General features: G+C 61.1%; 23 protein-coding genes and 2 pseudogenes. 15 read left to right on the top strand and 10 right to left on the bottom strand.

Annotated elements, in window-relative coordinates; genetic code table 11:
• Positions 1-137: 137 nt before the first annotated feature.
• The 3 genes and pseudogenes from NA637_RS11865 (at position 138) to NA637_RS11855 (ending at position 1904) form a co-directional block, all read left to right on the top strand.
• Positions 138-968, top strand: a complete 831-nt coding sequence (locus NA637_RS11865; RefSeq protein ID WP_256072441.1) for a DUF1206 domain-containing protein — start codon at positions 138-140, stop codon at positions 966-968.
• 163 nt (positions 969-1131) lie between these two features.
• A pseudogene (locus tag NA637_RS11860) lies at positions 1132-1326 on the top strand (transposase); the annotation flags it as partial.
• 98 nt (positions 1327-1424) lie between these two features.
• Positions 1425-1904 (top strand): MarR family transcriptional regulator, encoded by a 480-nt coding sequence (locus NA637_RS11855; RefSeq protein WP_256072440.1) that lies wholly within the window; start codon positions 1425-1427, stop codon positions 1902-1904.
• A 46-nt stretch (positions 1905-1950) separates the two neighbouring features.
• Here NA637_RS11855 and NA637_RS11850 read toward each other — a convergent pair whose 3' ends face one another.
• Positions 1951-2541 (bottom strand): hypothetical protein, encoded by a 591-nt coding sequence (locus tag NA637_RS11850; RefSeq protein WP_256072439.1) that lies wholly within the window; start codon positions 2539-2541, stop codon positions 1951-1953.
• Between NA637_RS11850 and NA637_RS11845 the strand changes: the two genes are divergently transcribed.
• Together NA637_RS11845 and NA637_RS11840 are read left to right on the top strand one after the other, a co-directional pair.
• Entirely contained in the window at positions 2534-2713 is a 180-nt protein-coding gene (locus tag NA637_RS11845; RefSeq protein ID WP_256072438.1) for a hypothetical protein, read from the top strand. The genes NA637_RS11850 and NA637_RS11845 overlap by 8 nt on opposite strands.
• A 217-nt stretch (positions 2714-2930) precedes the next feature.
• A complete protein-coding gene (locus tag NA637_RS11840) occupies positions 2931-3896 on the top strand; it encodes an XdhC family protein (RefSeq protein ID WP_256072437.1) in 966 nt (321 codons plus the stop codon).
• Positions 3897-4037: 141 nt separating this feature from the next.
• Here NA637_RS11840 and NA637_RS11835 read toward each other — a convergent pair whose 3' ends face one another.
• The 3 genes from NA637_RS11835 to NA637_RS11825 form a co-directional block, all read right to left on the bottom strand.
• Positions 4038-4403 (bottom strand): hypothetical protein, encoded by a 366-nt coding sequence (locus NA637_RS11835; protein ID WP_256072436.1) that lies wholly within the window; start codon positions 4401-4403, stop codon positions 4038-4040.
• A complete protein-coding gene (locus NA637_RS11830) occupies positions 4403-6121 on the bottom strand; it encodes a sensor domain-containing diguanylate cyclase (protein WP_256072435.1) in 1719 nt (572 codons plus the stop codon). Before NA637_RS11830 ends, NA637_RS11835 begins: the two co-directional genes overlap by 1 nt.
• A 600-nt stretch (positions 6122-6721) precedes the next feature.
• Positions 6722-8032 (bottom strand): ABC1 kinase family protein, encoded by a 1311-nt coding sequence (locus NA637_RS11825; protein ID WP_256072434.1) that lies wholly within the window; start codon positions 8030-8032, stop codon positions 6722-6724.
• 446 nt (positions 8033-8478) lie between these two features.
• Between NA637_RS11825 and NA637_RS11820 the strand changes: the two genes are divergently transcribed.
• From NA637_RS11820 to NA637_RS11810, 3 genes are all read left to right on the top strand, one after another.
• Complete coding sequence (locus tag NA637_RS11820; RefSeq protein ID WP_256072433.1) at positions 8479-10005, top strand: ATPase domain-containing protein; 1527 nt, start codon at positions 8479-8481, stop codon at positions 10003-10005.
• Positions 9989-11668 (top strand): response regulator, encoded by a 1680-nt coding sequence (locus NA637_RS11815; RefSeq protein ID WP_256072432.1) that lies wholly within the window; start codon positions 9989-9991, stop codon positions 11666-11668. Before NA637_RS11820 ends, NA637_RS11815 begins: the two co-directional genes overlap by 17 nt.
• A 213-nt stretch (positions 11669-11881) precedes the next feature.
• A complete protein-coding gene (locus NA637_RS11810) occupies positions 11882-13411 on the top strand; it encodes a sialate O-acetylesterase (protein ID WP_256072431.1) in 1530 nt (509 codons plus the stop codon).
• Between the two features lie 2 nt (positions 13412-13413).
• Here the strand turns inward: NA637_RS11810 and NA637_RS11805 are convergent, their stop codons facing one another.
• Positions 13414-14334: an AraC family transcriptional regulator N-terminal domain-containing protein gene (locus NA637_RS11805; protein WP_423836723.1), complete on the bottom strand. Its 921-nt coding sequence runs from the start codon at positions 14332-14334 to the stop codon at positions 13414-13416.
• 209 nt (positions 14335-14543) lie between these two features.
• Here NA637_RS11805 and NA637_RS11800 point away from each other — a divergent pair, with 209 nt between their 5' ends.
• Entirely contained in the window at positions 14544-16853 is a 2310-nt protein-coding gene (locus tag NA637_RS11800; protein WP_256072429.1) for a putative bifunctional diguanylate cyclase/phosphodiesterase, read from the top strand.
• 83 nt (positions 16854-16936) lie between these two features.
• Here NA637_RS11800 and NA637_RS11795 read toward each other — a convergent pair.
• Positions 16937-17122: pseudogene (locus tag NA637_RS11795) on the bottom strand (PA2169 family four-helix-bundle protein); the annotation flags it as partial.
• 44 nt (positions 17123-17166) lie between these two features.
• On the opposite strand from NA637_RS11795, the gene NA637_RS25525 reads away from it, so the two are divergent.
• A complete protein-coding gene (locus NA637_RS25525; RefSeq protein ID WP_256072428.1) occupies positions 17167-17493 on the top strand; it encodes a PAS domain-containing protein in 327 nt (108 codons plus the stop codon).
• Positions 17494-17536: 43 nt separating this feature from the next.
• Positions 17537-18238: a sigma 54-interacting transcriptional regulator gene (locus NA637_RS11785; RefSeq protein ID WP_272889003.1), complete on the top strand. Its 702-nt coding sequence runs from the start codon at positions 17537-17539 to the stop codon at positions 18236-18238.
• Between the two features lie 186 nt (positions 18239-18424).
• Here the strand turns inward: NA637_RS11785 and NA637_RS11780 are convergent, their stop codons facing one another.
• Positions 18425-19543, bottom strand: coding sequence for an alkene reductase (locus tag NA637_RS11780; protein ID WP_256072426.1), 1119 nt, complete (start codon positions 19541-19543; stop codon positions 18425-18427).
• A 119-nt stretch (positions 19544-19662) separates the two neighbouring features.
• The gene (locus tag NA637_RS11775) at positions 19663-20403 is read right to left on the bottom strand and encodes an SDR family oxidoreductase (protein ID WP_256072425.1); all 741 of its coding nucleotides are present in this window, start codon (positions 20401-20403) and stop codon (positions 19663-19665) included.
• Positions 20404-20543: 140 nt separating this feature from the next.
• Between NA637_RS11775 and NA637_RS11770 the strand changes: the two genes are divergently transcribed.
• The 3 genes from NA637_RS11770 to NA637_RS25695 are packed head-to-tail and all read left to right on the top strand — an operon-like array spanning position 20544 to position 21986.
• Positions 20544-20942 (top strand): helix-turn-helix domain-containing protein, encoded by a 399-nt coding sequence (locus tag NA637_RS11770; RefSeq protein WP_256072424.1) that lies wholly within the window; start codon positions 20544-20546, stop codon positions 20940-20942.
• Positions 20867-21451, top strand: a complete 585-nt coding sequence (locus NA637_RS11765) for a substrate binding domain-containing protein (protein WP_256072423.1) — start codon at positions 20867-20869, stop codon at positions 21449-21451. Before NA637_RS11770 ends, NA637_RS11765 begins: the two co-directional genes overlap by 76 nt.
• Positions 21402-21986 carry a transposase gene (locus NA637_RS25695; RefSeq protein ID WP_423836722.1) on the top strand — a complete coding sequence of 195 codons (585 nt, stop codon included), beginning with the start codon at positions 21402-21404 and terminating at the stop codon, positions 21984-21986. Before NA637_RS11765 ends, NA637_RS25695 begins: the two co-directional genes overlap by 50 nt.
• Positions 21987-22342: 356 nt before the next feature.
• On the opposite strand, the gene NA637_RS11760 is transcribed toward NA637_RS25695, so the two are convergent.
• Positions 22343-23104, bottom strand: coding sequence for an outer membrane beta-barrel protein (locus NA637_RS11760; RefSeq protein WP_256072422.1), 762 nt, complete (start codon positions 23102-23104; stop codon positions 22343-22345).
• Positions 23105-23734: 630 nt separating this feature from the next.
• Between NA637_RS11760 and NA637_RS11755 the strand changes: the two genes are divergently transcribed.
• Positions 23735-25042 carry an oligosaccharide flippase family protein gene (locus tag NA637_RS11755; RefSeq protein ID WP_256072421.1) on the top strand — a complete coding sequence of 436 codons (1308 nt, stop codon included), beginning with the start codon at positions 23735-23737 and terminating at the stop codon, positions 25040-25042.
• 54 nt (positions 25043-25096) lie between these two features.
• Here the strand turns inward: NA637_RS11755 and NA637_RS11750 are convergent, their stop codons facing one another.
• Complete coding sequence (locus NA637_RS11750) at positions 25097-25867, bottom strand: WecB/TagA/CpsF family glycosyltransferase (RefSeq protein WP_256072460.1); 771 nt, start codon at positions 25865-25867, stop codon at positions 25097-25099.
• Positions 25868-25897 lie beyond the last annotated feature (30 nt).

The raw sequence follows: 25897 nt of genomic DNA, 5'->3' as shown, positions 1-25897 counted from the left end.
ATCATGCTACAGCTTCGTGCGCTATGTCGCAGCAGGCAAGCAATGCCCCGCCAAAGCCCCTCAATTAGTAACAGCGAACCCTAGCGCCTAATCCCGCGTCTACTTAAGGAGACACTCATCCATATCGAGGAGGCGCCATGCACCCCACTGCAGCCCAGGCCAAAGGCGAAGTCAGCCGCGGCATCACCTGGCTCGCTCGAAGCGGCTACGCCGCACGAGGCGTTGTCTATCTGATTGTCGGCATATTCGCCTTTATGGCCGGCATCGGCAGCGGGAACACCGTCGGCACCAAAGGCGCCATTCAACAATTGTTAGGCCAGCCCTTTGGGGAGACCTTGCTCTGGATCATGGTTGTCGGCCTCGTGGCTTACGTGGCGTGGCGCTTAACGCAGGCGATTACCGACCCGGAAGGCCATGGCACCGATGCCAAGGGCTTAGTGATCCGTGCAGGTCTCGTAGGCAGTGCGGTGGCCTATACCCTGCTTGCCCTATTCACCCTTGGCCTGCTTGGTAGCTCCATCGGCGGATCAGGCGGCAGCGGCGGGTCAGGCGGCGATTTCCTGTCGGGCCTGCTTGGTTGGAAATACTCGAACTACCTGATCTATCTGGTTGCGCTGGTACCCTTGGGCGTTGGTATTGCCCACATCATCAAGGGCTGGAAAGCCAAGTTCGAAAAGTACTTCTACGCATCCGAACACGTCATGAAATGGGTTCGCCCCATTTCTCGCGCAGGTCTCATCGCACGCGGCGTCGCCTTTCTCGTAGTTGCCGGCATGCTCTTCACAGGTGGCAGCCGTTACGAGCCAACCAACCCGCCGGGCCTGGAAGATGCTCTGAATGCGTTGCAAAGCTTGCCCTTCGGCACGTTCTGGCTATCGTTGGTTGGCCTTGGATTGGTGGCCTTCGCTATTTACAGCTTTTCCGAGGCGATCTGGCGACGTATCGACACACCTGCTGTCATGCACTGATTGACTGAGTCACTACCGCACCATCCTTCAATAGGTCGCCTAAACCCGCATGGTTAGAGAAATCGATGCAGGCTTTACCGTCGCTTTCACCGTCATCCAGCCAAGCTATTGAACCGCCCCGGCTTCCCCGAAGGCTCCGACTCTTGAGAGGACGGAGCCATGAAAATGCTCGACGAAGTATTCACCTGAAGTCCGTGAGCGGGCCGTTCGGCTGATGGTGGAACACCAAAGCGACCATGAGTCGCAGTGGACGGCATCTGCTCGATTACTGCGTATTGCCGCCAGAATCGGTTGTACCGCTGAAACGCTGCGCCGCTGGGTGCGCCAGGCTGAACGCGACAGCGACAAGCAAGCCGGTATTGCAAGATGCAGTGGGGTCTCGTCTCACTCGTTAATTCGATAGCTAGCTACCTATTTACATGCGTGCTAACATTGCCCCAGGCAGAAGGAGTCGACATGCAAGCTGGCGATCCGCGGGAAATGTTCGGCCAGATGCTAGGCCAGGTCTCACGCTTATGGCGCGCGGAGATCGACCAGCGCCTGGCGCCGTACGGGTTGACCGAGTCGCGCTGGCGGATCCTGCTGCAGCTGTCCCGGGTGCAGGAGCCGGTCACGCAAACCACCCTGGCGCGCACCCTCAATGTGCAGGGGCCGACGCTGGTGCGCTCGCTGGACTGGCTGGCGTCGCAGGCGTTGATCGAGCGCCACGCCACCAGCGGCGACCGGCGGGTCAAGACGGTGCATCTGACACCCAAGGCCACGCCCATTCTCGAACGCATCCAGAGCGTAGCCGGCCAGGTGCGCGGCGAGATCCTGGCGGGCATCGCCGCAGATGATTTGCAGACCTGTCTGGAGGTCTTCGAGCGGATCGTCGGCAGGCTCGGGACCACGACCGCCGACGATGACCGGCAGCTTATCTTCAGCAAGGTTACATGACATGGCGGAATCTCAGCCTGAGGCGGCGCAGTCTCCCTCATCCATGTCACCGGCCGACAGGTCGCGTGTGTACTGGTGGCAACGCCGACGACTGCTGGCGGGGCTCGTCCTCGGCCTGGCGCTGCTCGCCGGCGGCGGCGCCTGGCTCTTCGATCAGTTCACCCATGTCAATGTCATCGATGCGCGGGTCGCCGCGGACATGGTGGTGATGAGCAGCCGCGTACCCGGCTGGGTGACCGGCGTGGAGGTCATCGAGGGCGATACCGCCGCCCGGGCCCGGACTGTCGTCACGCTCGACAGCCGCGAGAGTCGCCTGCAGGTGCAGGAACTCGACGCCCAGCTCGCCGCGAACGCCGCCAGCCATGACGAGACCGCCGCCCGGCTGCAGATGGTCGATCACCAGACCCAGAGCGCCATCGAGGTCGCCGAGGCCGCGCTGGCCGCGGCCGAGGCCAGGCTCCGGCTGGCGAAGATCGACAATCAGCGCATGGAGAAGCTGGTCAAGCGGAACGCGGCCAACCAGGCGCAGCTGGACCAGACCCGCATCGCCCTGGAGACCGCGCGCCAGGATCTCGGCGGGGGCCCGCGCCCAGTGGCAGAATGCCCAGGCGGGTCGCGAAGAACTGGCGGTGCTCAAGCGCCAGCTCGCCGGACTCGAGGCCCGCAAGCAGCAGCTCCAGGCCCAGCGCCAGCAGGCCCGGCTTGACCTCGAGGATCGCACGCTGGTGATGCCCTTCGATGGCGTGGTCGACCGGGTGTTCATCGACGATGGCGAATACGTTTTGGCTCTATTTTTATGGGGGAGCTGACAAATATGGGTTAGCGAAAGGCCTGGCTGGAATTGAATCTGGTCGCGCGGCATGAGTCATCTCCTGCTGGTCATTCATGCAGCTAACCGTGGCAGAGAATTCCAGCTGAGTAACTGAACTTGGTACGTAATCTTGAAACTCCTTGCAGCAGAACGCCCTTCTGGCTGTCCGATCCATAACGGCGGCCGAGTCTCGCCGAATCGTTAGAGGGATGGATATGCAACACCTTGATCTGCAGGTAATCGATCAGGCACTTCAATGGGTAGCGGACGGACATGACGTATGGTTTTGCACCGTATTGTCGACTTACGGATCGGCGCCGCGAGCGCCGGGTGCGCTGCTCGTTGCCCGGGCCGATGGCGCTCATGTGGGCTCGTTATCCGGCGGATGCGTCGAGGAAGAATTCCTCGCCAGCCTGGCGCAGGGCGAACTGCAAGCACCCGCGCAGATCGTTCGCTACGGCGAAACCGATGACGACCGGCGTCGCCTACGGTTGCCCTGCGGCGGGATCCTGCAGGTGCTGGTGGAGCGCCACAGACCGAACCCCACATGGTATTCCCATCTGCTCACGCTACAGGCAACCCTGCAGGGCCAACAGCGCTTGCTGCGGCGAGTAAACCTGACGACCGGTGCCGTCAAACTGCTGGCCGACCAAGGCGGTGAACCGACCAGTCTCAACGATGAACAGGTGGATATTCGCATCGGCCCTGCGCTTCGGCTTCTACTTGCAGGGGTCTCCCCCGTCGCACAGGCGTGCGCCAGCTTTGCCCGAGCGCTTGGCTGCGAAGTGATTGCTTGTGACCCGCGCGAGGAAATGCAGGGCACGCTGATCGAAGGCATCGAAGTTCAGCCGATATTACCTTCTGTGTTCATCGCTTCAGGCGCGTGTCACGAAGCCACCGCCGTGGTCGCACTGACCCATGATCCGCGCATTGATGATCTCGCACTGATGGAAGCGGTACGAACCCCCGCGTTTTATATCGGCGCCATGGGTTCACGCCAGACCTCTGCCAAGCGGGCCGAACGGTTGCAGCGCGTCGGTGGGCTTGACGAAAAGCAAATCCAGCGTATCCACATGCCCATCGGACTGGACATCGGCAGTAAGACGCCGGCCGAAATCGCCCTTTCAGTGATGGCTGACGTACTGCGTGTCTACCGAGGCAAAACCCGCGAAGCGCTCTAAACGCGCAACCATTGCTGCAAGCCCCGCCGCGTTTGGGCTCGGAGTATTATCCACAAAAGCAGATAACGCTGTGGACATCGTCTTGAATACTCGGCCAGATGCCAGCCTGATGCGGGCTACGATCAGATCGACGAGTTTTTGCTAAGAACTTTTGGAGGCTCTTGCGAAAACACCCTGTGCGAGTGAATTCCTGCCTGTTAGCAACGGCGCAAAAAGAATGGAGCGGGTGTCGCCATCGGAGGCGTGATTGTGGTCTCGAAACAGAGCAACCACACCCGCCGAACGAATACTGCCCTGCGCGAGCGTTTGACGCAGTTCCATCATCATGTTCAGCACCAAGTTGTTGCCCCTGGTCGAAGCGGATGTTTCTGCATCGCTGACGCCGACGATGTCGCGCCGGCTGCGCATCGGGAAGTGCGTGGAGATCGAGCGGTTCGTGCCGTCGACGCATGGACGGGTGGGACGACCGCCGCGCGAGAGCGTGGCGTTGGCACGTGCGTTCGTCACTAAAGCGCTTCGACGCGGGAAACCCTAGCGGGCTCTGCTTGGCACACCCGGTTGCGCCCTGTTTTCTTAGCCACGTACAGCGCTTCGTCGGCACGCGCTAGCGCGGATTCGATGCCCTCGTGCATGACATCGATCTCCGCGACACCGATACTTGCCGTGACCTGGATGCTCTCGCCTATGCTGGAAGCGACTTGCAACGACTGCACTGCGCAACGGATACGCTCGGCATATTGGCTTGCCTCCATGACGTTAACACCTGGCAGCAGAACGACAAACTCCTCGCCGCCCAAACGAGCAACCAGGTCAATAGTGCGGCTTTCTTCTTTCAGTGTTTTCGCCAAGTGCCTGATGACTTGGTCGCCACTGGCGTGGCCGTGGGAGTCGTTAATGCGTTTGAAATGATCGATATCGAGCGTCACGATCGATATAAAAGTATGGGAGCTTCTGGCCAGTTTGAGCAAGTAATCTGATTCTGGAAAGAAGTACCGTCGATTATACAGCTTGGTCAGCGGGTCAGTGGCCGCCTGCTTCTTCAAGTCCTCTTGAGAGGCACGCATATCCTCCAACAGCTTGATTCGGTGCGAGATGATGAATGCCAGCGTCAGCGCTTCGAGCACGATACCGATGCCAACCCCATGACTGCTTATATAGCTCGGTGAAAGGATGCCTTTATAAGTAAGCACGGCGAGAACATTGAACAGTACGAAGAAGCTGTGACCGACCAGGAAATACTTTACCAGCGGATGACCTTTGCGATACAGCGAGATGCTGACCGAAAAAGTGACCAGCATCATCAGGGCCGCCAGACTGCTTGCCGGTTTGAGCGCAGCCGAAATATCGAAAAAGGACCATATGAGGGTGATCGCCAGGAGCGCAATCAGCACTTGCAGAAAGCGGTGCTCAGTCGGATAGAGCAGCTTCGTCTCGAAGATAGACATCATGAACAGCAGCAAGAAGATGGGCATCGTAATCAGCGAGATGTTCAACTGGAAAACCGCGTCACCATACCCATCAAACACGCTGGCAATCAGGCCGTAGGAGAGCGCGATCCAGGTCAACCCAGAAATAAGGTAAAGCGAATAGTAGATGTTCTCCCTGTTGCTGGTGGCGAAGTACAGCAGCGCGTTGTAGAACACCAGAGCGAGCAACATGCCGACCATCAGAGCGATATCGGTATTGATACTTACCAATGCCAGACGCGACGCTCTCTCGTTGTAAATATCGACCGCGAACCATTGGTGCGAATAAGAAACGCTGCGCACGTACAGCGTGGCGGACTGCTGCGCGGGAAGCGCCAGCGGGAACACTAAAGTTCCGCGAAACATCAAGTCGGAACCGGCAGCTTGGTTCATATCAAGCTGTTCGCGTTGCCGCAACTCGCCGTCCCGCTCCTCATAAATTTCAACAGAGCGTAGATGGTATGCGTGCGGAAGATGAACAAACAGCTTCTGAACGGTACCCGAAGCATTGCGCAGAATGAGCCGGTACCAGGCGACCTTCGCATCAGCGCCAAGAGAGGTCCGGTTGCCGGTTTCGTTAAATGGCTGGGCTCTGGCCTGGTCAAACGTCAGGTTGTGCGAGGCGTCAATAAAATAGCCCATCCGGAAATCGGTCTGCTTGACCGGGTGCTCGCCAATTACTACCTCTGGTGCTGCCCATGTCTGTGCCACTGCCAGCAGCAAAATAAAGGCGAACAATCCCTGCTTATATAGATCCATCTGCCAAAGCCTGTCTTATGTTCGCGTGTGCCCGGGTCCGTATGTAGCGCTGCGGTTCTTCAACAGAATATACGCAAACGGACCACCAACTCCCATCGTGAAACCATGCACAGAGAGGGAGCTCGCCTGGCGCGATGACCGACTCCTGTGGGAAAAAATTATTCGAGCATACTTTTCCCTCGCGGCAGGCTCGACCTGAGTCCCGTTGCGTCCGCTTGCGGAGGCGTTTCCTGCAGGCGTTTCGAACAACGTAATCGATATGCTCAGCAAAGTCTTGTCGTTGCGTTCCTGCTCGAAACCTACTACTGGGCTGCTGGGCTTATTTCAGGATGAGTCCGTCTGCGTGAGCCAAAAGCTGCCGCGCCACCGGCAATCAGAAACGACACTCCATGTAGCAGAAAATCAGCAGTCCCTGCCCCTGGCTCCACCGGCCCGCTGCTACCGAGGCAACGCCTCCCCGCTATTTCAAGCTACTTTCTGGAGGGTTTCGTGTCACGAAAGCGCCGTGCATTCCCCGAGGCTTTCAAGGCCTAGGTCATCGAAGAGTGCGCCCAGTCCGGGACTTCCGTCGCCAGTGTAGCGCTCAGCCAGATCGAGCGCTCAGCCCGGTTTGTTGGTTTGCAGGCCGGCGCGCCAGTGCTCGATATGGTTCGCCAGCAGGTCAGCCACCGGCAGGCGCGCGCCAAGTCGGTAGAGGTTCCAGTAATGCCCTTCCAGCGTGCGGTTGACCAGCAGCGTACCGGACGCCGGCTGCAGACTGCCGAGCGCAGACATCAGCAGCGGCGAGAGTTCGACCAGCTGCTGGTGCAGCGACGCGCCGCGAAAATCCCATTGCGCACCCGGTTGCAGCAACGGGTGCAGCAGCAGATGGATGCGTCGATACAGACCATGCGGCGGCGCGCTGCCGGGCTGGCGACTGCCGAGTGCCTGGAAGCCAGCCTCCAACGCCTCGCCGGAGGGGCCGCGCAGGGCATCGAAGATCTGCACATAAGCGCGTAGTAAACGCTCCGGCAGTGGCACGACGCTGCCGAAATCGTAGACCACCAGCTCCCCCGTCTCGGTCCAGGCCAGATTGCCCGGGTGCGGATCGGCGTGCAGCTGCCCGAGGCCGAACGCCTGCTCGGCAAGCCAGTCGCACAGCGCTTCGGCCAGGCGCTGCCGAATTTTGGCGGACGCCTGTTCAACCTCGTTCATCGAGCGCCCCGGCCGCTCCTCCAGCACCAGCACACCTGGACGGCACAGCTCCGTTGCGGCAAAGGGAATATGCACGCCTGGCCAACCCGCAAAGTGCTGACCGAAGCACTCCAGGTTTCGGCGCTCGGCGTCGTAGTCGAGTTCCAGGTCGATGCCGCGCTGCAACTCACGGTAGACGGATTCGAGGCGCGCCGAGGGCGTGCCGAACAATCGCCCCAGCGGCATCAGCCGGCGCAGCTGACGCAGGTCGGCGTCGCAGATGGCGCGGATGCCCGGGTATTGGATTTTCATGATCAACGCCCGCCCCTGCTGGTCACGCGCCCGATGCACCTGCCCCAGGGACGCCGCCGCGGCGGGTTGCGCTTCGATGGTGTCGAACAGTTCGTACAAGCGCCCGTCATAGCGATGCTGCAGCTGTGATTCGAGCGAGGCGAACGGCAGCGACGGCACCTGATTCTGCAGACGAGACAACGCCGCGCTGACCGGTGGGGGCAGGACGTCCTGCCATTGCGAGGCTTGCTGGCCGAGTTTGAGCACCGGGCCTTTCATCTGCCCCAGCGTATCCCCCAGCAACGCCCCGATCGGCGCCCAGTCGATACGCGCCTTGCCGGGGGTGATGCGCTGCACCAGCAGGTTCCCGGCGATGCGTGCGCCAGTGCCGCCGAGATTGAGAAAGCGCCCCAGTGCAGACGCCGATGGGCGAGAGAAACGAGACATGCAGGTTACCTGCGGCAGGCAAAGCCTGATCATGGAGCAGCCGACCGGATGAACCAAGGGTCAATGGTTGCAACCTGTTGCGTCACCACCTCGTCAGTAGTCTGTTCGAGGCAACCAGCGAAACGGCGGCAAGCCAGGCCTGGCGGGCTATCAAGCCCGCAATGGAGCCGGCTGAGCGCGCTTGGTAAACAGGCTGACACGGAACGGGCCAGGGGAAAACGAGTCGGATTATCTGACTGCGCCCCTCGGCTATCGTCCGCCGAACGCCTGTAACACGCTCGCTCGGTATGCCCCTGGCGATTGCTCGAGAGGGTTTTAGCCCGACCCGCCGATTAGGCACTTTACGGGCGTGTTCCGCATGGCCCTTGTCCTGAATGTATGGACTCGGCCGGCAGGAACAACAAACGCGGCTTCATTCATGCAGAAGCCCACGTAAGGAGTACGGAATGACCGATCGCATTGATCCTTCCTTCAACCCGGACGAAGACTTCCCGCGTATTTCCACCGGCAGCGAAGGCCTGGATGACATCCTCGGCGGCGGCCTGGACCCGAACCGGATGTACCTCTACGAAGGCAGCCCGGGCGCCGGCAAAACCACCATCGCCATGCAGTTCCTGCTGGAGGGCGTTCGTCAGGGCGAACGGGTCCTGTATGTGACCCTGTCGGAAACCAAGCAAGAACTGGAACTGGTCGCCAAGCGGCACGGGTGGTCGCTCGAGGGCATCGACGTGTTCGAGCTGGTAACCCCCGAGGCCAGCCTCGACCCCGAACTCGAACTGACCGTCCTGCATCCGGCAGAGATGGAACTGAGCGAAACCACCCAGCAAGTCTTCGACCGCGTGACACAAACCAACCCGACCCGGGTGATCTTCGACAGCCTCTCGGAAATGCGCCTGCTGGCGCAAAGCCCGCTGCGCTATCGGCGTCAGGTATTGGCATTCAAGCACTTCTTCACCACCCGCCGCTGCACCGTGATCCTGCTGGACGACCAGACCTCGGAACTGGGCGACCTGCAGTTGCACTCGATCTCCCACGGCGTGGTCATGCTGGAGCAGTTGGCCATCGACTACGGCGCCGAGCGGCGGCGTTTGCGCGTGGTGAAGATGCGCGGCATCCAGTTTCGCGGCGGCTATCACGACTTCGTCATCCGCAAGGGCGGGCTGCAGATCTTCCCGCGCCTGATCGCCGCCGAGCATCACTCCCGCTACATTGGCGAGGCGGCCTCATCCGGCAATGCCGCACTGAATACCATGCTTGGCGGCGGCCTGGAGCGTGGCACCAACGCGCTGTTGGTCGGGGCAGCGGGCGTCGGCAAGTCGTCCCTGGCATTGAGTTTCGCGGTCGCCGCATGCAGGCGCGGCGAGCAGGTCGCCTTCTTCATCTTCGACGAAAACATCGGCACGCTGCTGGCGCGCGGACGGTCGCTAGGGCTTGCCGTGGAGCCCTGGATCGAACAGGGCCTGCTGCATCTGCAACAGGTTGACCCGGCTGAGTTGTCGCCCGGTGAATTCACCGCAGCCGTGCGTCGCAGCGTTGAAGAGCAAGGCTCGAAATTGGTAATTCTGGACAGCCTCAACGGCTACCTGCATGCGATGCCGGATGGCCGCTTCCTGATCCTGCAGATGCACGAGCTGCTGAGCTACCTGGGGCAGAAAGGCGTCATCAGCATCATGGTCCTGGCCCAGCATGGGCTGGTAGGCCCGATGGATACGCCAATCGATATCAGCTACCTCAGCGATGCGGTTATCATGCTGCGCTACTTCGAGCACGCCGGCATCGTCCGCAGGGCCTTGTCCGTGGTCAAGAAGCGCAGCGGGCGACACGAGAACACCGTTCGCGAATACCGGCTCAGCACTACCGGCGTCGAGGTCGGGCCACCGCTGAGTCACTTCAGCGGGATTCTATCGGGCACACCGGAATACACCGGTGATGCGACTCAGCTACTGACAGACGAGCATGACGACGCCCACTAAACCAGAGCATCCGCTGATCGTCGTCTACGCCCCCATCGGCCGGGATGGCCCGGCCACAGCCGAACTGCTGCGCCGCAGCGGCATGGATGCGGTGGTCTGTCACGGCGTCGATGAAGCGCTGCAACGCGCCGAAACCGATGCCTCGGCGGTGTTCATCGCCGAAGAAGGCCTTTTTGGCCATGATCTGAAGGCCTTGTCCGACTGGGTCGATCAGCAACCGCCCTGGTCGGACTTCCCGTTCGTGGTCCTCACCAGCAAGCACCAACAGCCCGCCGTTGCCGCCTGGCGTCAGCGCATGGTGGCGGCGCTGCGCAACGTCTCGCTGCTGGAGCGGCCCGTGCAGAGCATCACCCTGACCAGCGCCGTTCAGGCCGCCGTACGGGGCCGCCTGCGCCAGTACGAAGTGCGCGCACTGATCGTCGCGCGCGAACGGGCCTCACAAGAGCTCGAAGCACTGGTGGTGGAGCGCACCAGCGAACTGGAACGCACCAACCTCGAGTTGCGCACGCAGATGGCCGAGCGTGCGCACATCGAAGAAACCCTGCGGCAAACGCAGAAGATCGAAGCCATCGGCCAGCTCACCGGTGGCATCGCCCACGACTTCAACAACCTGCTGATGGTGATCTCTGGCGGGCTCGACATGCTTGATCGCCGCGCCGATCCTGAGCGCCGCAAGCGTCTCATGGACGGCATGCGACAAGCCGCCCAGCGCGGCTCGGCACTGACCCGTCAGCTGCTCGCGTTTTCCCGTCGTCAGTCATTGGCGCCGGAAGCCGTCGACCTGGCTCAGCGGATCAGCCAGATGCGCGAACTGCTTGACCGCAGCTTGCGCGGCGATGTGCACGTGAAAGAAGAATTTGCAGCAGACCTTTGGCCCGTCGAGGTGGATCCAGGCGAACTCGAGCTGGTCATCCTCAACCTCGCGGTCAATGCGCGCGATGCAATGCCTGAAGGTGGCTCGATTCTTCTGCAGGCCTGCAACGCACCCGGCGAGCAGGTGCTGGGTCGCCGGGGCGATTTTGTTCGCCTGGCGGTCATCGATTCCGGCGTCGGCATCCCCGCTGAGGTTCGCAATCGGGTCTTCGATCCCTTCTTCACGACCAAGGAAATCGGCAAGGGATCAGGGCTCGGCCTCGCTCAGGTGTACGGCTTCGCGCGGCAATCCGGCGGCACGGTGTGGATCGACACCGAGTGCGGCCAGGGCACCAGCGTGGTGATGTTGCTGCCGCGCTCGGTCAACTTGCCGAGCCCGGCGAAGGACCAACCGCAGGTGAACGAGCCGGCCCGGCGCTCGGCCGGCAACGTACTGCTGGTTGACGACGATGACGAAGTGGCCGCACTGGTGGGCGAAATGCTCGAACACCTCGGCTATGAGGTGACCTATGCCGCCAGCGCCGCAGCAGCGCTGGGTGCGCTCGCCAATGAGCGGGAAGTCGATGTCGTGTTCTCCGACGTGATGATGCCCGGCGGCATGAACGGCCTGGAACTGGCACGGGAAATCCGGGCGCGCCAGTTCGGCGTGCCGGTTCTGCTCACCAGTGGCTACGCCGAAGCAATCAAGCAAACGGCCGAAGCCGAAGGCGTACAGGTACTGGCCAAACCCTACCGGCTGGAAGAATTGGCAGCAGCCCTAAAGAACGTGATTGAAACCATCGAGGCCTGATTGATCGGCCTGCCGTTCTGAAACCATCTTGAATCCGCACTGCCTTGCCGCTCGATGTGCATCGCCTTGATGGCTCGGGCCCGGCGCCCACTCCATCAGAACTAAGCGCATCCCAGGCCGTCGAAACACCAGCCCTGCGCTTGCGCTACGCCGCATCAGGCCGCCACCCCCTGCATCGCGCTCGTTTGCGCCTCAATCACAAGGAACCGATCGATGCCCACTGCTGGCAACCAGTCCCGCCGCACCTTCCTGGCCCCTCGCACCCCGATCGCTTGCGCCGCCTTCAGCGGCCTGCTGTTATCAGGCACCGCCCTGCTCGCCCATGCCGATGAACAGGCTATCGCGGCGCGCGACGCGCAGAACAAGCGCTGGAGCCAACAGATGATCGAGCAACCCAAGCATCAGCCGCCAGCGCTCGACGCGACGTACAACCACGTCATCACCTTTGGCCAGTCGCTGGCCTCCGCTGCCGAGGGCTGGCCTGCACTGTCGAAAAAGCCGGGCTACGACAACCTGATGCTGGGCGACGCGACGCGCTCAGCGACCTTCAGTGGTGATCGTTTCGTGCCGGTCGGTGGTGCCGCGTTCAAGCCGCTGCAGGCGGTGGTGCAGCTCAAACGTGACCCCAAGGTTCTGCTCGACCCGCAGGCCGTCGCGCAGCTGGACGAACAGGCGCAGGAAGAAGGCGAGTCGGTCGAGGTGGGCGCCTTGAACATGGCCCGGCGGCTCTATCTCGACAGCGAAGGCATCAAGGCCGACCCAGCGCATTTGCTGGTCGCCAGCAACGCCGCCACCTCCGGCCGTTCCATTGCACAGCTATCGAAGGTCGGCGGCACCCACGAATACAAGCGCGTGCTCCAGGCGGTGAATCAGGCCCGGCAGGTCGCGCAAGCCGAGGATGCCAGCTACACCCTCAGCGCGCTGTTCTGGTTGCAGGGCGAATACGACTATGCCGAAGTCCAGGGCGGCGTCAATGACAAGGCCACCTACAAGAAGATGCTGCGTCAACTGCGCAACGACCTGAACGAGGACACCGCCAAGGCCATCGGCCAGGAGCGGATGCCTGCGTTCATCAGTTACCAGACCGACGCCAAGACGTCGGTCGTCGATGGCAGCCTGGACATCGGTCTTGCACAATGGGAACTGGCGCAGGAAGAGCCCAACTGGTACCTCGCCGGCCCGGTCTATCCCTACGTCGACAAAGGCACGCACCTATCCGCCAATGGCTACCGCTGGTTCGGCCAGATGCTCGGCAAGGTGTTCCATCAAGTGGTGGTCGAGCAACGCGGTTGGCAACCGCTATCACCGCTGCACGCGACGGTCGAAGGCCGTGAAATCCTGATGGACTTCCACGTGCCACACCCCCCGCTGGCATTCAGCGAGCCCTATCTCGGGCACAAGGCGCAGATGATCGAGAACTATGGTTTCGTCATCACCGATGACAGGGGCAAGGTGCCGGTGGAAAACATCGAAGCCGCCGCCGATACCCTGTTGCGTCTGGTCGTCGGCCGCGATCTGGCGGGCATCCCGACCATCCGCTACGCCAGCCATGCAACAGGCGGCGCCGGTGAGCTGCATGACAGCGACCCGACCGTAGCGGACGCCCACTACGAATACCTGCCCGACGAAGGCATGCCGGAAGAAGCAAACATCGAGGCGCTGGTGGGCAAGCCCTACCCGCTCTACAACTGGTCCATTGCCTTCGAACTCAAGCCCAGCCAAGGGCACGACTCGGCGCGCTGAGATCAGGCCATGCTGCGCAGGCGGGCCAGGTCCTTGACCGGGGAGGCGCCGAACAAGCGGCTGTATTCCCGGCTGAATTGCGAGGGGCTTTCATAGCCCACCCGGTAACCCGCCGCCGATACGTCCAACCCTTCGGCCACCAGCAACCGGCGGGCTTCCTGCAGGCGAAGCTGCTTCTGATACTGCAGCGGACTCATGGCCGTCAGTGCCTTGAATCGATGATGCAGGCTGGAGCTGCTGAGGTTGACCCGTCGCGCTAACTCATCGATGCGCAGCGGCTCGACGTAGTTGCGATTGAGCCATTCGATCGCATCGTTGACCCGGTGCGACTGACTGCTTTGCAGCGCCACCGCCTGAAGATGGTGGCCCTGCGGCCCGCTGAGCAGTCGGTAGAAAATCTCGCGCACTGCCAATGGCGCGAGGACCGGGATGTCCTTTGGGTTGTTCAGCAGGCGCACCAGCCGCAGGGTGGCGTCCAGCAGCGGCGCGTCGATACGGTCCAGATAGAGGCCACGCGCTGCGGTATCATCCGGCGCTGGCGCCAGGGTGGCGTCGGCAACCAGCCCGGCAATCAGTGATGGATCGATGTCCAGCCGAATGCAGATGTAAGGCTCATCGCTGGATGCCCGGATCACGCAGCCGGCAACAGGCAGCGTCACCGACATCACCAGATAGTGCAGCGGGTCATAGCGATACAGCTCGTCAGCCAGGCGCACTTCCTTGCCGCCCTGAACGATGACGCACAACGCCGGCTTGTGCAGGCCATAAGTCATCTCGCCAGGCGTTGCGCAACGGATCAGATGCAGCGGCTCGATGGCGGTCGGGTGCATGCCGTCGCCGCTGACGGCGCCTTCGACCAGCCGCGCCAGCTCGGCGCGCTGTGCGCTGGTCTCGTCACTCGATGGGGAAATGAAGGAATTCATGAGCATCGGGTTCCGGAAAACGGGTGAAACAGCTTAGCAGTTCGTTTGATTTTGCCTGAGCGATGGGGACCTTTGTGGGCAGGACCGTCCTTCTGCCGGCGATTCGCGGCGGAGCATCTGCAGCCAGCCAATGTGCGCCTCCCAATGCTGTCATCGCCATGACATAACGTGATGATACTTTGCCATCACACCGCAATGAGTGCCCTGCCGTGATTCGACGGTTCCTGTCCTCCCCCATGTTTCCTCAGGCGCTGTTGCTATCGCTCTGTATAGCCACGCTGGCGTTCCTGTGGGGATCGTATTGGCACCACGGACAGACATCACGAAGGGCGGCGTTGCAGGCCAAGGCCGCCGAGCATCTCAGCCTGGCCCGTAGTGCTGCGGAAAACCTGCGACAACACGTCGACCGGGTGCGGGTAATCGGTAACCTGATGTTGAGCGACAGCTTCAGCTCCGATGATCAACGCCTCGCTCGCATGCTCGCCGAGGAGCCTACCCTCAAGCGCTTGAACCTCTACGATCTGAACGGGCGACTGCTCAACGCCAGCCCGCCTGGCACCCAGCCATTGCCAGAACAATGGCTCGCCGAATTCCGCGCCCACATTGCGCAACAGGGTAACACGCCCTTCCTGCCACTCATGGCGTCGCGGCAGGCCGCAGAGCCTGCGAGCTGGCGGTTGCCTTTTCTGATACCGTTGACCAGCCCCGACTCGATTGAGCTGGAGCGCATCCTGTTGGTGCAGCTGGACGTCAGCCCACTCGCCGTTCTGCTCAATTACGCCGACCTGGGTGATACCGGGCTGGTGCGATTGCTGGACAGGGCTGACGAGGAACGGCTCCGCTTCACAAACGGTGGGATGACCGCCACAGGCAAACGCCTCAGACCCGGTCTGCCTGCGGCGCCGGATGCCGGCATGCCCGCCCACTACAGCATTGGCCAAGAATATCAGAGCCTTTACAGCCGCGCTCGCGACAGTGGCTTCAGCGTGGTCGTCAGCCAGCAGGTCGACGAAATTCTCGAGGCCCACACGCGCAGTTTCGGCCGTCAGTTGTGGGTGAATCTAGGCATGACGTTGCTCATCCTTGGCGGGGTGATCTGGGCGATGCGGCTGCTGCAGAGGCGCCACGAGGCATTCTGCGCGCTGGAGCAGGCACATCGGATCGACCAAGAGCGGATCAGTCGTCTGGAGGATGAACATCGGCGCAGCACCCATGCAGCCGCTACCGACCACCTGAGCGGCCTGCACAATCGCCGGCAGTTCCTGGATATTTGCGCTGAAACCCTGGCTCGCCAGCGCAACCGGCGTCGTTTGATGGCAGTACTCTTCATCGACATGGATCGCTTCAAATCGATCAACGATTCGTTGGGGCACAAGGTCGGGGATCTGCTACTGCAGGCCGTGGCGGGACGGATCAGCCGCGCGCTGGAGTCCGGCGATCAGGCGGCGCGCTTCGGTGGTGATGAATTCGTCGTGCTGCTCGCGGGCGACCGAAGCGAAGAGCAGATCGACACTTGGGTCCGCGAGCTGGTGAACAAGCTCACCGCCGTCTATGCCCTCGATGAGCATGAGGTCAACACCAGCCCGAGCATCGGTGTCAGCATCTGTCCCCGTGATGGTCAGGAGGTCGACGGTTTGATCCGCTGCGCTGACGCGGCGATGTACTCGGCCAAGCAGTCCGGCCGCGGTCAGTATCGGTTCTTCGACCCCTCCCTGAACCTCACGGATATCAATGAATTCTCCCTGGAGCAGTCGCTGGTTGCCGCGTTGAGCGAGCGGCAATTCGTCCTGCACTACCAGCCGCAAATCCAGCTGGACTCGATGCAGGTCTCTGGTTATGAAGCACTGGTGCGCTGGGAGCACCCGCAATTCGGCCTGCTCTACCCGGATCGCTTCATTTCGCTGGCAGAGCGCAGCGGGTTCATCGTCGCACTCGGCTGGGAAGTGATACGGCTCGCGCTGGAGGAACTGAAAGGTTGGCGGCGCCAGGGCCGATCCTCGCGACTCGCCGTCAACGTCTCGGCCATACAGCTGCGTCAAGCCGATTTCAGTGATCGTTTGCTCAACGAACTGGCGCAGCGCGGCATCGAAGCCTGGCAGTTCGAGCTGGAGATTACCGAAACAGTCGTACTCGATGATGAAGGCATGGCCGTCGAGCATCTCGAACGGCTGCGCGTGGCAGGGCTGAGCATCAGCCTCGATGACTTCGGCAGAGGCTATGCGGGCTTCGCCCACCTGCACTCGATGCCGCTCAATACCCTGAAGATAGACCGGGCGTTGATCGCCCCACTGTCCAACAGCTATGACGACAACCCCATCGTCTCGTCCACCATCACGCTGGCGAAGCGCCTGGGTTTGACGGTGGTGGCCGAGGGCGTGGAAACGCGGGATCAGCTCGTCTACCTGAAGCTGGCGGGCTGCGACATCGCGCAGGGCTATCATTTCAGCCGCCCCATGTCAGCCGAACAGCTCTATCAATACGCTCCGTTCACCAGAACGGCGGAACCCGTTGGTGGATGACGCAGCAGCACGCATCACGGGTCCAGCATTGACAAAAACGCAGGCCCTGAGGCCGGCGTTTTCGCAACATGGATCGATCGGCTACGGGCGCGCTCGGCGTCGCGCAGTGCCTCGGCCTGGCCCTGGTTGCGCTGCGCGCCCTGCATCTGACGCTCGACCACTGAACGCACATTCACTGGCAGGTCCTTCTCGAGCGCCTTGCGGTAGCTCTTGAGGGCAACGTCTTCGCCACGCTCGCACTCATTGAGGATGGGCTCGTCATCCTTGCCGGCGGCGGGCTGCAGCCGTTGCGCATCGGCCGGATGCACGCCCCGTGGCCTGGACGCGCGGCACGAATCCCGTGAGCGCCGACACGGTGCGCAAGGCACTGGAGGAAGCGCTCGGCATCCTGCATAGCCAACGAATCGAGATCGCCAAGCGGCGCCATCTCGACGGCGTGTTGCGGCACATACCCACGGGGGTCGCGGCGCTGGATAACCACGGCATCGTCCGCTCGATCAACCCTGCCCTGGAGCAACTGCTGGGCGTGCCGGCGAACCTCGCGCCCGGTCGTCCGCTCCATGAGCTCAACCCTGCCATCGACGTTGCGGACGCGCTGCGCAGCGGGATCGGTGAAGAAAACAAGGTGATTCGGCTATGAGGAAGGCGCGTTCAGCGGTTCACGCAAGGGCGGGAAGCCCGGACTGTTCGAGGTGGGCCATCGCGGCACGGTGTTCCTCGACGAGATCGGCGACATGCCGGTTTCCTTGCAGACCCGGCTCTTGCGGGTGCTGCAAGAAAAGGAAGTGACGCGCCTTGGCGCAACCGAGCCGACCAGCATAGATGTGCGCATCATCGCCGCCACTCATCATGATCTGCGCGCCGCCATCGAAGCTGGCCGGTTCCGCAAGGATCCCTACTACCGACTCAATATCCTGCGCCTGCAAACCGCGCCGCTTCGCGAGCGCGCCGAGGACATCGCGCTGATCGCACAAGGCATGGTTAAGCGGCTCAGCCTCGACGACCGCTCGCCAGAAAAAACCGCTCAGTTGCTGCAGGCCTTGCTGCCCTACTTCATGACCTATAGCTGGCCAGGCAATATCCGCGAACTGGAAAACATTACCGAGCGCGCCATCTTGTCAGCAGCCGAGCTGATGGCGGACGAGGCAATCGACGAGCAGCGCCTGGCGCTGCTGATTCCCGAATTGTTTCAAGGCAACCAGAGCGGCACCGTGACGGCCTCTGCAGCAGGCAATGGCGAACCGACGCTCAAGGCGCGGGGCAAAGCGGCGGAGCTTCAACATATCAGGCAGACAGTCGAAAACTGTCAAGGCAACCTGGAGCAAGCAGCCCGTCAACTGGGCATCAGCCGCTCCACGCTTTGGCGAAGGTTGCGCACGAGCTGAGCCGCGCTCAGACGTCAACCGGGCACGCCGATGCCCCGTGAGTGGCGCTCGCCACAAGTGGACGGAGCCGCGGCGGACCGTGAGCGGCGCGCTTGTCGCTTGCAGATTCAGCTTACCGCCGCAACCGCGGCGGCTCCCCCCATGTCAGGATGCGAACCGCCACTGCTTGCAAGAACGAGCCCGTGGTCACGACTGGCTGGTATTGCCAAGCGCTGGATAATCGGTGTAGCCGCGCGCGTCGCCACCATAGAACGAACTGGAGTCCCATTCGTTCAACGGCGCGCCTTGCCGGAATCGCTCGGGCAGATCGGGGTTGGAAATGAACGGACGGCCGAAGGACGCCAGATCGCATAGCCCCGCTTCGATACGCTGGCGCGCCTCGTCGGCGGTGTAATGACCATTGCCGATATACGGGCCTTTGAAGTTGGCTCGGATCACCTCGATGACCGATTGCGGACGCCCCTTTTCGAGATTGCCCTGGAAGGAATCTTCGACCACCTCGATGTAGGCGATGCCTGCCGCGTCGAGGCGCTTGGCGAACGCGCCATAGGTAGCGACCGGATCGGCATCACGCATGTCATTGAAGCTGCCGGTGGGGCTGACGCGGATGCCCGTACGCTCGGCGCCCCAGACTCCGATGACCGCATCGACGACCATCATCGGAAAACGCAGGCGGTTTTCTACCGAGCCGCCATATTCGTCAGTTCGCTGGTTGCTTGCGCTGCGAAGGAACTGGTCGATCAGGTAGCCATTGGCGGCATGGATTTCCACCCCATCGAAACCCGCACGTTCGGCGTTTTCCGCGCCAATCCGGAACTGCTCCACCACCGCAGGGATTTCATCGGTCTCAAGCGCCCGTGGTTCGGGGATATCGACCATTCCCGATTCAGCGGAGATGTAAGTTTGCGCACCTTTCGGCTTGATCGCCGAAGGGGCGACGGGCGTCTCGCCATTGGGCTGCAGTTGCGGATGAGAAATGCGCCCAACGTGCCACAGTTGAAGATGAATGCGCCCGCCCGCCTCATGCACCGCCGCGGTGACCTTACGCCAGCCGTCTACCTGGGCTTCCGAATGAATACCAGGCGTGAAGGCATAGCCTTTACCCTGAGGCGAGACCTGAGTGGCCTCGGCGATGATCAACCCAGCCCCGGCACGCTGCCGGTAGTATTCAGCGTTCAGCTCGTTGGGTACATCGCCGGGTTGTGAAGCACGCGACCGCGTCAATGGCGCCATGACGATCCGGTTGGGCAATGTCAGGTTGCCCAGTTTGAAACTACGAAACAAGATGTCGTTCTGTTCGCTCATGAACAAGTCCCTCGGTGCTGATTGCTTGCGGAAAAAGAAAATCGGATCAGGTTGTCTTGAACCTGACAGGCCAGCTGCAACAGGAGTTTCGTTTGGCTGATGGCCGGCAGCGCAGCCGATCAGAACTCTTGTACGGTGGGGCGCAACACGATTTCATTGATATCAACGTCCGCCGGCTGCTCGATGGCATAGGCAATGGCACGCGCTACCGTGTCGGCTGGAATTGCCTGCTGGTAGAACTCCCCTACCGCCTGCGCGCTGGCCGGATGAGAACTGCCCAGTTTCAGCTCCGAATCCACCGCCCCCGGTGAAATAATAGTGGTGCGGACAGCTCCGCCCAACTCATGGCGCAGCCCCTCGGTGATCGCCCGGACCGCATATTTGGTACCGCTATACACGGTGCCACCCGGGCTGAACACCTTGATCCCGGCGACCGAGGCGATGTTGATGATGTGCCCGCTTTGCTGTTTTTGAAACACCGGCAATGCGGCCGCCACACCATAGAGCAGGCCCTTGATATTGATATCAATCATCCGGTCCCACTCATCGATCTTGCCTTCGGTCATCGGCGCAATGGCCATCAAGCCTGCGTTATTGATCAGCACATCAATTCGACCGAAGGTATCCAGCGCTCCCTGGATCAAAGCGTTCACCTCCCCGACACGGGTTACGTCGGTGGCGTAGGCCACAGCTCCGCCTCCTGCTTCGGTGAGTTCTTTGACCAGACGATCGAGACGATCCTTGCGACGGGCACCGAGTACCAGTGATGCGCCCAGCGCGGACAGATGACGGGCAGTGGCCTCGCCCAGGCCACTGCTGGCTCCGGTGATGACAACGACTTTACCGGCAATAGTGCTCATGGTTTGCTCCTGAGGGTTGCTGCAGGGTGGCTGACAGTTGGTGTCTGCCATGACCGGCTCAGTATGCAAAGCCAATGTTCAGCTTAGAATAGAACAATCTGGATTTTGCTATTCCACAAAGTGAGACAATGAGACGCTCTATGCATAACCGCCTGGAACTGGTCAGGATTTTTTGCACGGCCGCCGATTCGACGAATTTTCGCGAGGCCGCCACCCGCCTCGGCATTTCTCCGCAGACCGTTACCCGCGCCATCCAACAGCTTGAAAGCCAACTCGGCGAGCCCCTTTTTCACCGCAACACCCGTCACAACCAGGTCACCGCATTCGGTGAAGCCTGGCGGGGAAATCGCGCCGGGCCCTGGCCGATTTTGATCACTTATTTGAACGCCAGGCGGAGGCGGCCCGGGTGGACATTCTGGGTCGTGTCGGCATCACCGCCCCCCGCGCCATTGGGCGGCGTTTTTTGCTTCGCTTTCTGCGGCCTTTGCTCGAAGAACATCCCGGCCTGCAGGTCGAGCTACGGCTGGAGGATCAACTGACCGACTCGGTCGAAGCGCAAATCGATATCGGTATCAGGGTGGGTCTTGTCAGGGATCGCGGCTATGTCGCCCGCCGGGTTGCCGACGTCCCGCTATACATCGTGGCATCGCCAGCGTTGCTGAACAGAACCGGCGAACCGGATGGGCTGGAGGCACTGGCGGCGCGCCCTCTCAGCTTCCTCATCGACCGCAAGATCGGACGGCCATGGCCCTGGCTATTTGCCCAGCGCGAACAGTTTCATCCTGAAAACACGTTCTTCAGCTGCGACGATGCAGAGACCGAACTGGAGGCCGTGCTGGCCGGACTCGTCTATGCCCAACTGCCCGCCTATCTGGCCCTTCCCTATCTGCACGATGGGCGTCTGACTGCCGTTTTGCCGGAGCACGCACCGCCACCCTGGAGCCTGTTCCTGTACCGCCCGCAGCAAGCCCCCGTCTCGGCGCGCGTGCGCCTGGTTTATGATCGCCTGGTACAGTGTTTTTCCGATCCGACGCTGTTTCCTCAGTGATGGAGATCCACGAGCCAAGGGGCTACGGCCGGTGTCGGATGGCGCCGCTTGCGGACGCGTCGTCGGTATCACGCCATGCCTTCGTCACGGATCACGTGAGCCAGGTGCGACTGTCATCACGGACCGCTGGCGGGGCTACTGGGGGCTGGAGAAGCTCGGCTATGAGCATAAACCACGCAGTCAGCGCGCTGTCCGGGCTCGCGAAGAGGACGTCAGCCACCTGCTGCCCGCCGTGGACCGCGTCGCCTCCTTGAGCAGGCGCTGGTTGCTGGGCACCCACCAAGGCTCGGTCGACGATGCGCATCTGCCCAGCTATCGGAATGAGCTCGTGTTCCGCTTCAACCGACGCCACTCGAAGAGTCGCGGGATGGTGTTTTACCGGGTATTCGAACTCGCGGTCGGCCACGCCCCGGTGCGCTACGGAGACATCATTTCTGGCCGACGGCCCCGGGCAGTGTCGCCTACGCCGCCGCTCGCACGCGGAAAGCCACCGAGCCTCGAGGAGCCTCCAGCGAACCGCCCATGGCGGAGTTGAGTCCGGTTAGATGGAGACCCCGTAAACGGCTCATTTACCGGCTGCTAAACAACCGGCAGGCCCACGCTAAATAAAAAGGCGCCCCATCGACGAAGGGTGCAATCGGAGCTCGATGGGACGCAAATGACTGATTCAGCATCGAAACTAACGCAAATGAGCGGAGTCCCTTACGCAGAATATCTCGCCTACTGCAGCGCCTCCGCACACCCTGACCATCGGTGCACTGAAGCCTCACGCTCGCATATCATCAGTAAGTAGCGCACTGCCCCGAGCCAGAGACGGGCATTCTCAACGGTAACCTGGTCGCATCGTGTCCAGGCACTCTGACTGACCTACAGTCACCAGACACCGCCACGTCAGAATGCCAAGCCAACCTTGAAGCCGATCTCGTCGTTCTTGAGCTCAGTGTCTCCCGGTACGTCATGGGATTCGTCAAGTTCGTAGCGCGTCTGGGTGTAATAGACCGAGGCCATGACCGGTAGGCCGCGATACCCTTGGTTCCACAGGAAACTCAGCTCCGCATAGGGATGGGCGCGATCTTCCAGATCGACCGTATCACTGCCAACGTCATCCGCGTCGAGTTTCGTCTCACCATCGATGGTGTAGCGAGCCCCCGCCTCGAGGCGCATCGTAGTGCTGCTGAACTTGTGGTTGTAACCGACCGCGGCTTTGGCGAATGGGCCTTTGGTGGTCAACTCTATATCGGAGCTTCCATCGGGCTCGAAGCGCGACCAAGCGTAACCGCCGCCGAGGATGAAGTCGACGTAGTTGTTTTCCTGCAGTGCCGCCCGCAGTCCCACGTCGACATCGAACTGGCCTTCCAGCAATTCGCTATCATCCTTCTCACCGTATTTTGCGGCCACGCCAGCCTCATAGACCAGCCCGCTTTCACCCGTCATCTTGTTGCCAAAACTATAGAAAAGCCCACCCTTGGGAAGATTTTCGTCCTCTCCATCGATCGAGCCTATATCCGAGTCCAGTTCGTATTCATTGTAGCTTCCGGATATACCGAAGGTGGAAATAGGGTCCGAAGGCGTAGCTGCCACAGCACATAAGGGGGCGGACAGCGCCCCGATCACGGAGATGTTCAGTATCAGGTTACCGGTCCGTATTGCCATTAATACATCCTCTCTCTTGATAGTGGGATTGTAGCCAATAGGTTGGAATCAAGACTCCAGCGAAAGTTCGAAAAAATTAGACACAGCTTTCTAAGCCGAATGGTTTTGCTCGCGCACTTGGAGGCCGGGCCGGGCCGGGCGCGGCCAGGTCGGCGCTGATGGGCTGTGCACCAAAACCAAGGCTGCGGAGGCTCTGGCGAAATTCCAACTGAAATTGTGCTGATAGGTGCCGCCAGCCCCGCGCCGGACAATGCTTGGCCATTCCGGAGGCCGTGAACCTGCCTCCGGGGCTGGACGTGGTCAGGGAGTATCCAATTTCTGATCTGCGGGCACGCGGGATTCTGCGCGATCCTGTGCAACAGGGGTGTCGGGGTCGTCGCTGCGGTTCAGGTGACCCATCGCAAGAGTTGCTCGGCGGTGAGCGCGAGCACCGCGAACATTACACCATTAACAACCCGACCTCCCCGATGCAACAATTGAAACTTTAGTGCCTTAAAAGCTTCATACATCCGCAGCTACATCTTCTTTGCCTTATTACGCAGACATCGACGATCAACATCCTGATCGATGACTTTTCTGCATGGAATGCCTCCGCTTGGCTGGCGGCGCACTCACAAGGAGGGACCTCAAATGGCAAGCCTGGACCTGTCAGGAAAGCTTCTAGCAGCCAGGCAGCGCCTATCGGGTGGCTCCTTCGGCAACGTGTTCAAGGGCATGGCAACGCTGGCTCTCGGAAGCGGGATGGCGAAGATCATCGGGTTGCTGTCAATCCAGGTCCTGACCAGGATCTATAGCCCTGAGGACTTCGGCATCCTGTCCGTCTTTACAGCGATGCTGCTGATCCTGACGCCCCTGATGACGCTGCGCTACGAACTGGCGGTCCCGCTCCCCAGCAGGGATGGGGCAGCAATGACCCTGATGGCGTTATCAAGCGCCCTACTCGTCCTGATGACCATGGTCATTGGCTTGGTTCTATGGCTCGCAGGGCCAACCCTACTGACCTGGATATCGATGGAGGCGATCACGCCTTACCGCGGGCTGCTCGTGCTTGCCTTGTTTCTTACCGCGATCTACGAAGTTCTGCAGATCTGGGCAGTGCGCAGACGCGCTTATCCGATCATCGCCCGCACTCAGCTGCAACAGAGCGTCGTCGGGGCATGCGCGAAGATTGGCTTAGGGGTGGCGGGGCTGATGCCGCTGGGGCTTCTGCTGGGTCACGTGGTAGGTGCTGGCGCGGGCATGATGGCAGTGATTCGGGCTGTTCATGGTGACGTCAGACGCTTCTGGCGCCACGTTACGCTCCACCGCGCAAGAACCATGCTGCGCCACTATCGGGGTTTTCCGATCTACCGCCTTCCTGCACAGCTGCTGCAGATATTCTCAAGCCAGTCTCCTCTCCTGTTGACGGCTGCGATCTATAACGCCGCAACGACCGGCCAGCTCGGACTGGCACTCATGACCTTGGCTTTGCCGATGAATCTGCTGGGCTACACCACCAGCAAAGCCTATTACGCCGAGATCGCTTCGCTGGGGCGCAAACGCCCCGAGGAAATACGCGCAGTCACCTATTCGGTGATCAAACGGCTCCTGGCGCTCTCGATCACACCGGCGCTAGTGTTGCTGGCTGTTGGGGAGGATTTGTTTGCGCTGGCATTCGGGGCCCAGTGGGAGCTGGCAGGGCAACTGGCGTCGATACTGGCTATTTATCTGCTGTTCCAGTTCATTCACGCGCCAGCGTCCCACTTGCTGTCCCTGTTCGAGCACCAGCGCCTGCTGCTGATCTTGAACGTCCAGCGAACGGCCCTGACTATCGCCTGCTTCGCCAGCGGTCACCTGCTTGAGTTGCCGATCACTTCGGTTTTACTGATTTACGCCATCACGCTCTCGGCGCATTACCTGTTCAGCTTGCTGATGTCGTTGCGCGTGATTCCGCGATAGCCGTCATCACCGCCTTTCTGCCGCGACCCTCCATGGCCAGACAGCGGGGGTGGCTCAGGGCTCGCGCTTGAGCGCGTTCCAGCCGCCTACCTGGCGTTTGCCTGAAAATGTATTGCGCAGCAGGTAGTAGAAGAACACCGGAATCCCGATCGCGTAACGCTTGAACAAACGACGCGGCTCGATCAGCATGCGAAACGCCCACTCCAGTCCGAATTTGCGAAAGAACAGCGGAGCACGAGGGAAGCGCGCGGCCGAAAAGTCCAGAATGGCGCCGCCGCAAATCAGCAGCGCACGGGTATCCATGGCCTTCTGCAGATGCAGCGCAACGCGCTCCTGCTTGGGCATCCCCATGGCCAGCACGATGATAGGATAGCGACCAGGCACGTGGTGCTTCTGGTAGAACGCCAGATAATCCTCGGCCGCCTTGAAGCCATCGATGGCATGGAAATGCCTGTTTCCGAACAGATTGCGCGCACCCGCGCTGAGCCAGGGTTCACGGGTGCCCATGGCAAACAGCTCATAGCGGTCTTGGGACTCGCCTACCAGATCCTCGATCAGCTCAGGAATGAAGTCTGACCCGTTGAGATTGGCCTTGGGATCACGCCCATTGAATGAGCAGGCCATCTTGATGCCGATCCCGTCGCGCAGGAGGTAGTTGACTTGCAGAAAGCTATCCAACACCGCTGGCTGACGCTGCGCAATGTTGTAGCCGTGCTGATTGAGAAAGCCCAGAATCGTCGGTGAGTCACGCTTTTTCAGTTCAGAGATGAAAGGACCTGTATCCGCTTCTTCCAGTAGTTTCAGCTTCCCTATCAAAGGATCCATCCTTTTGGTGAGGGGATTTTTCATAAATAA

Source organism: Stutzerimonas stutzeri (genome assembly GCF_024448935.1).
Lineage (GTDB): Bacteria > Pseudomonadota > Gammaproteobacteria > Pseudomonadales > Pseudomonadaceae > Stutzerimonas > Stutzerimonas stutzeri_AO.
The sequence above is the reverse complement of the archived record's forward strand: the minus strand, read 5'-3'. Positions and strand labels throughout refer to the sequence as shown.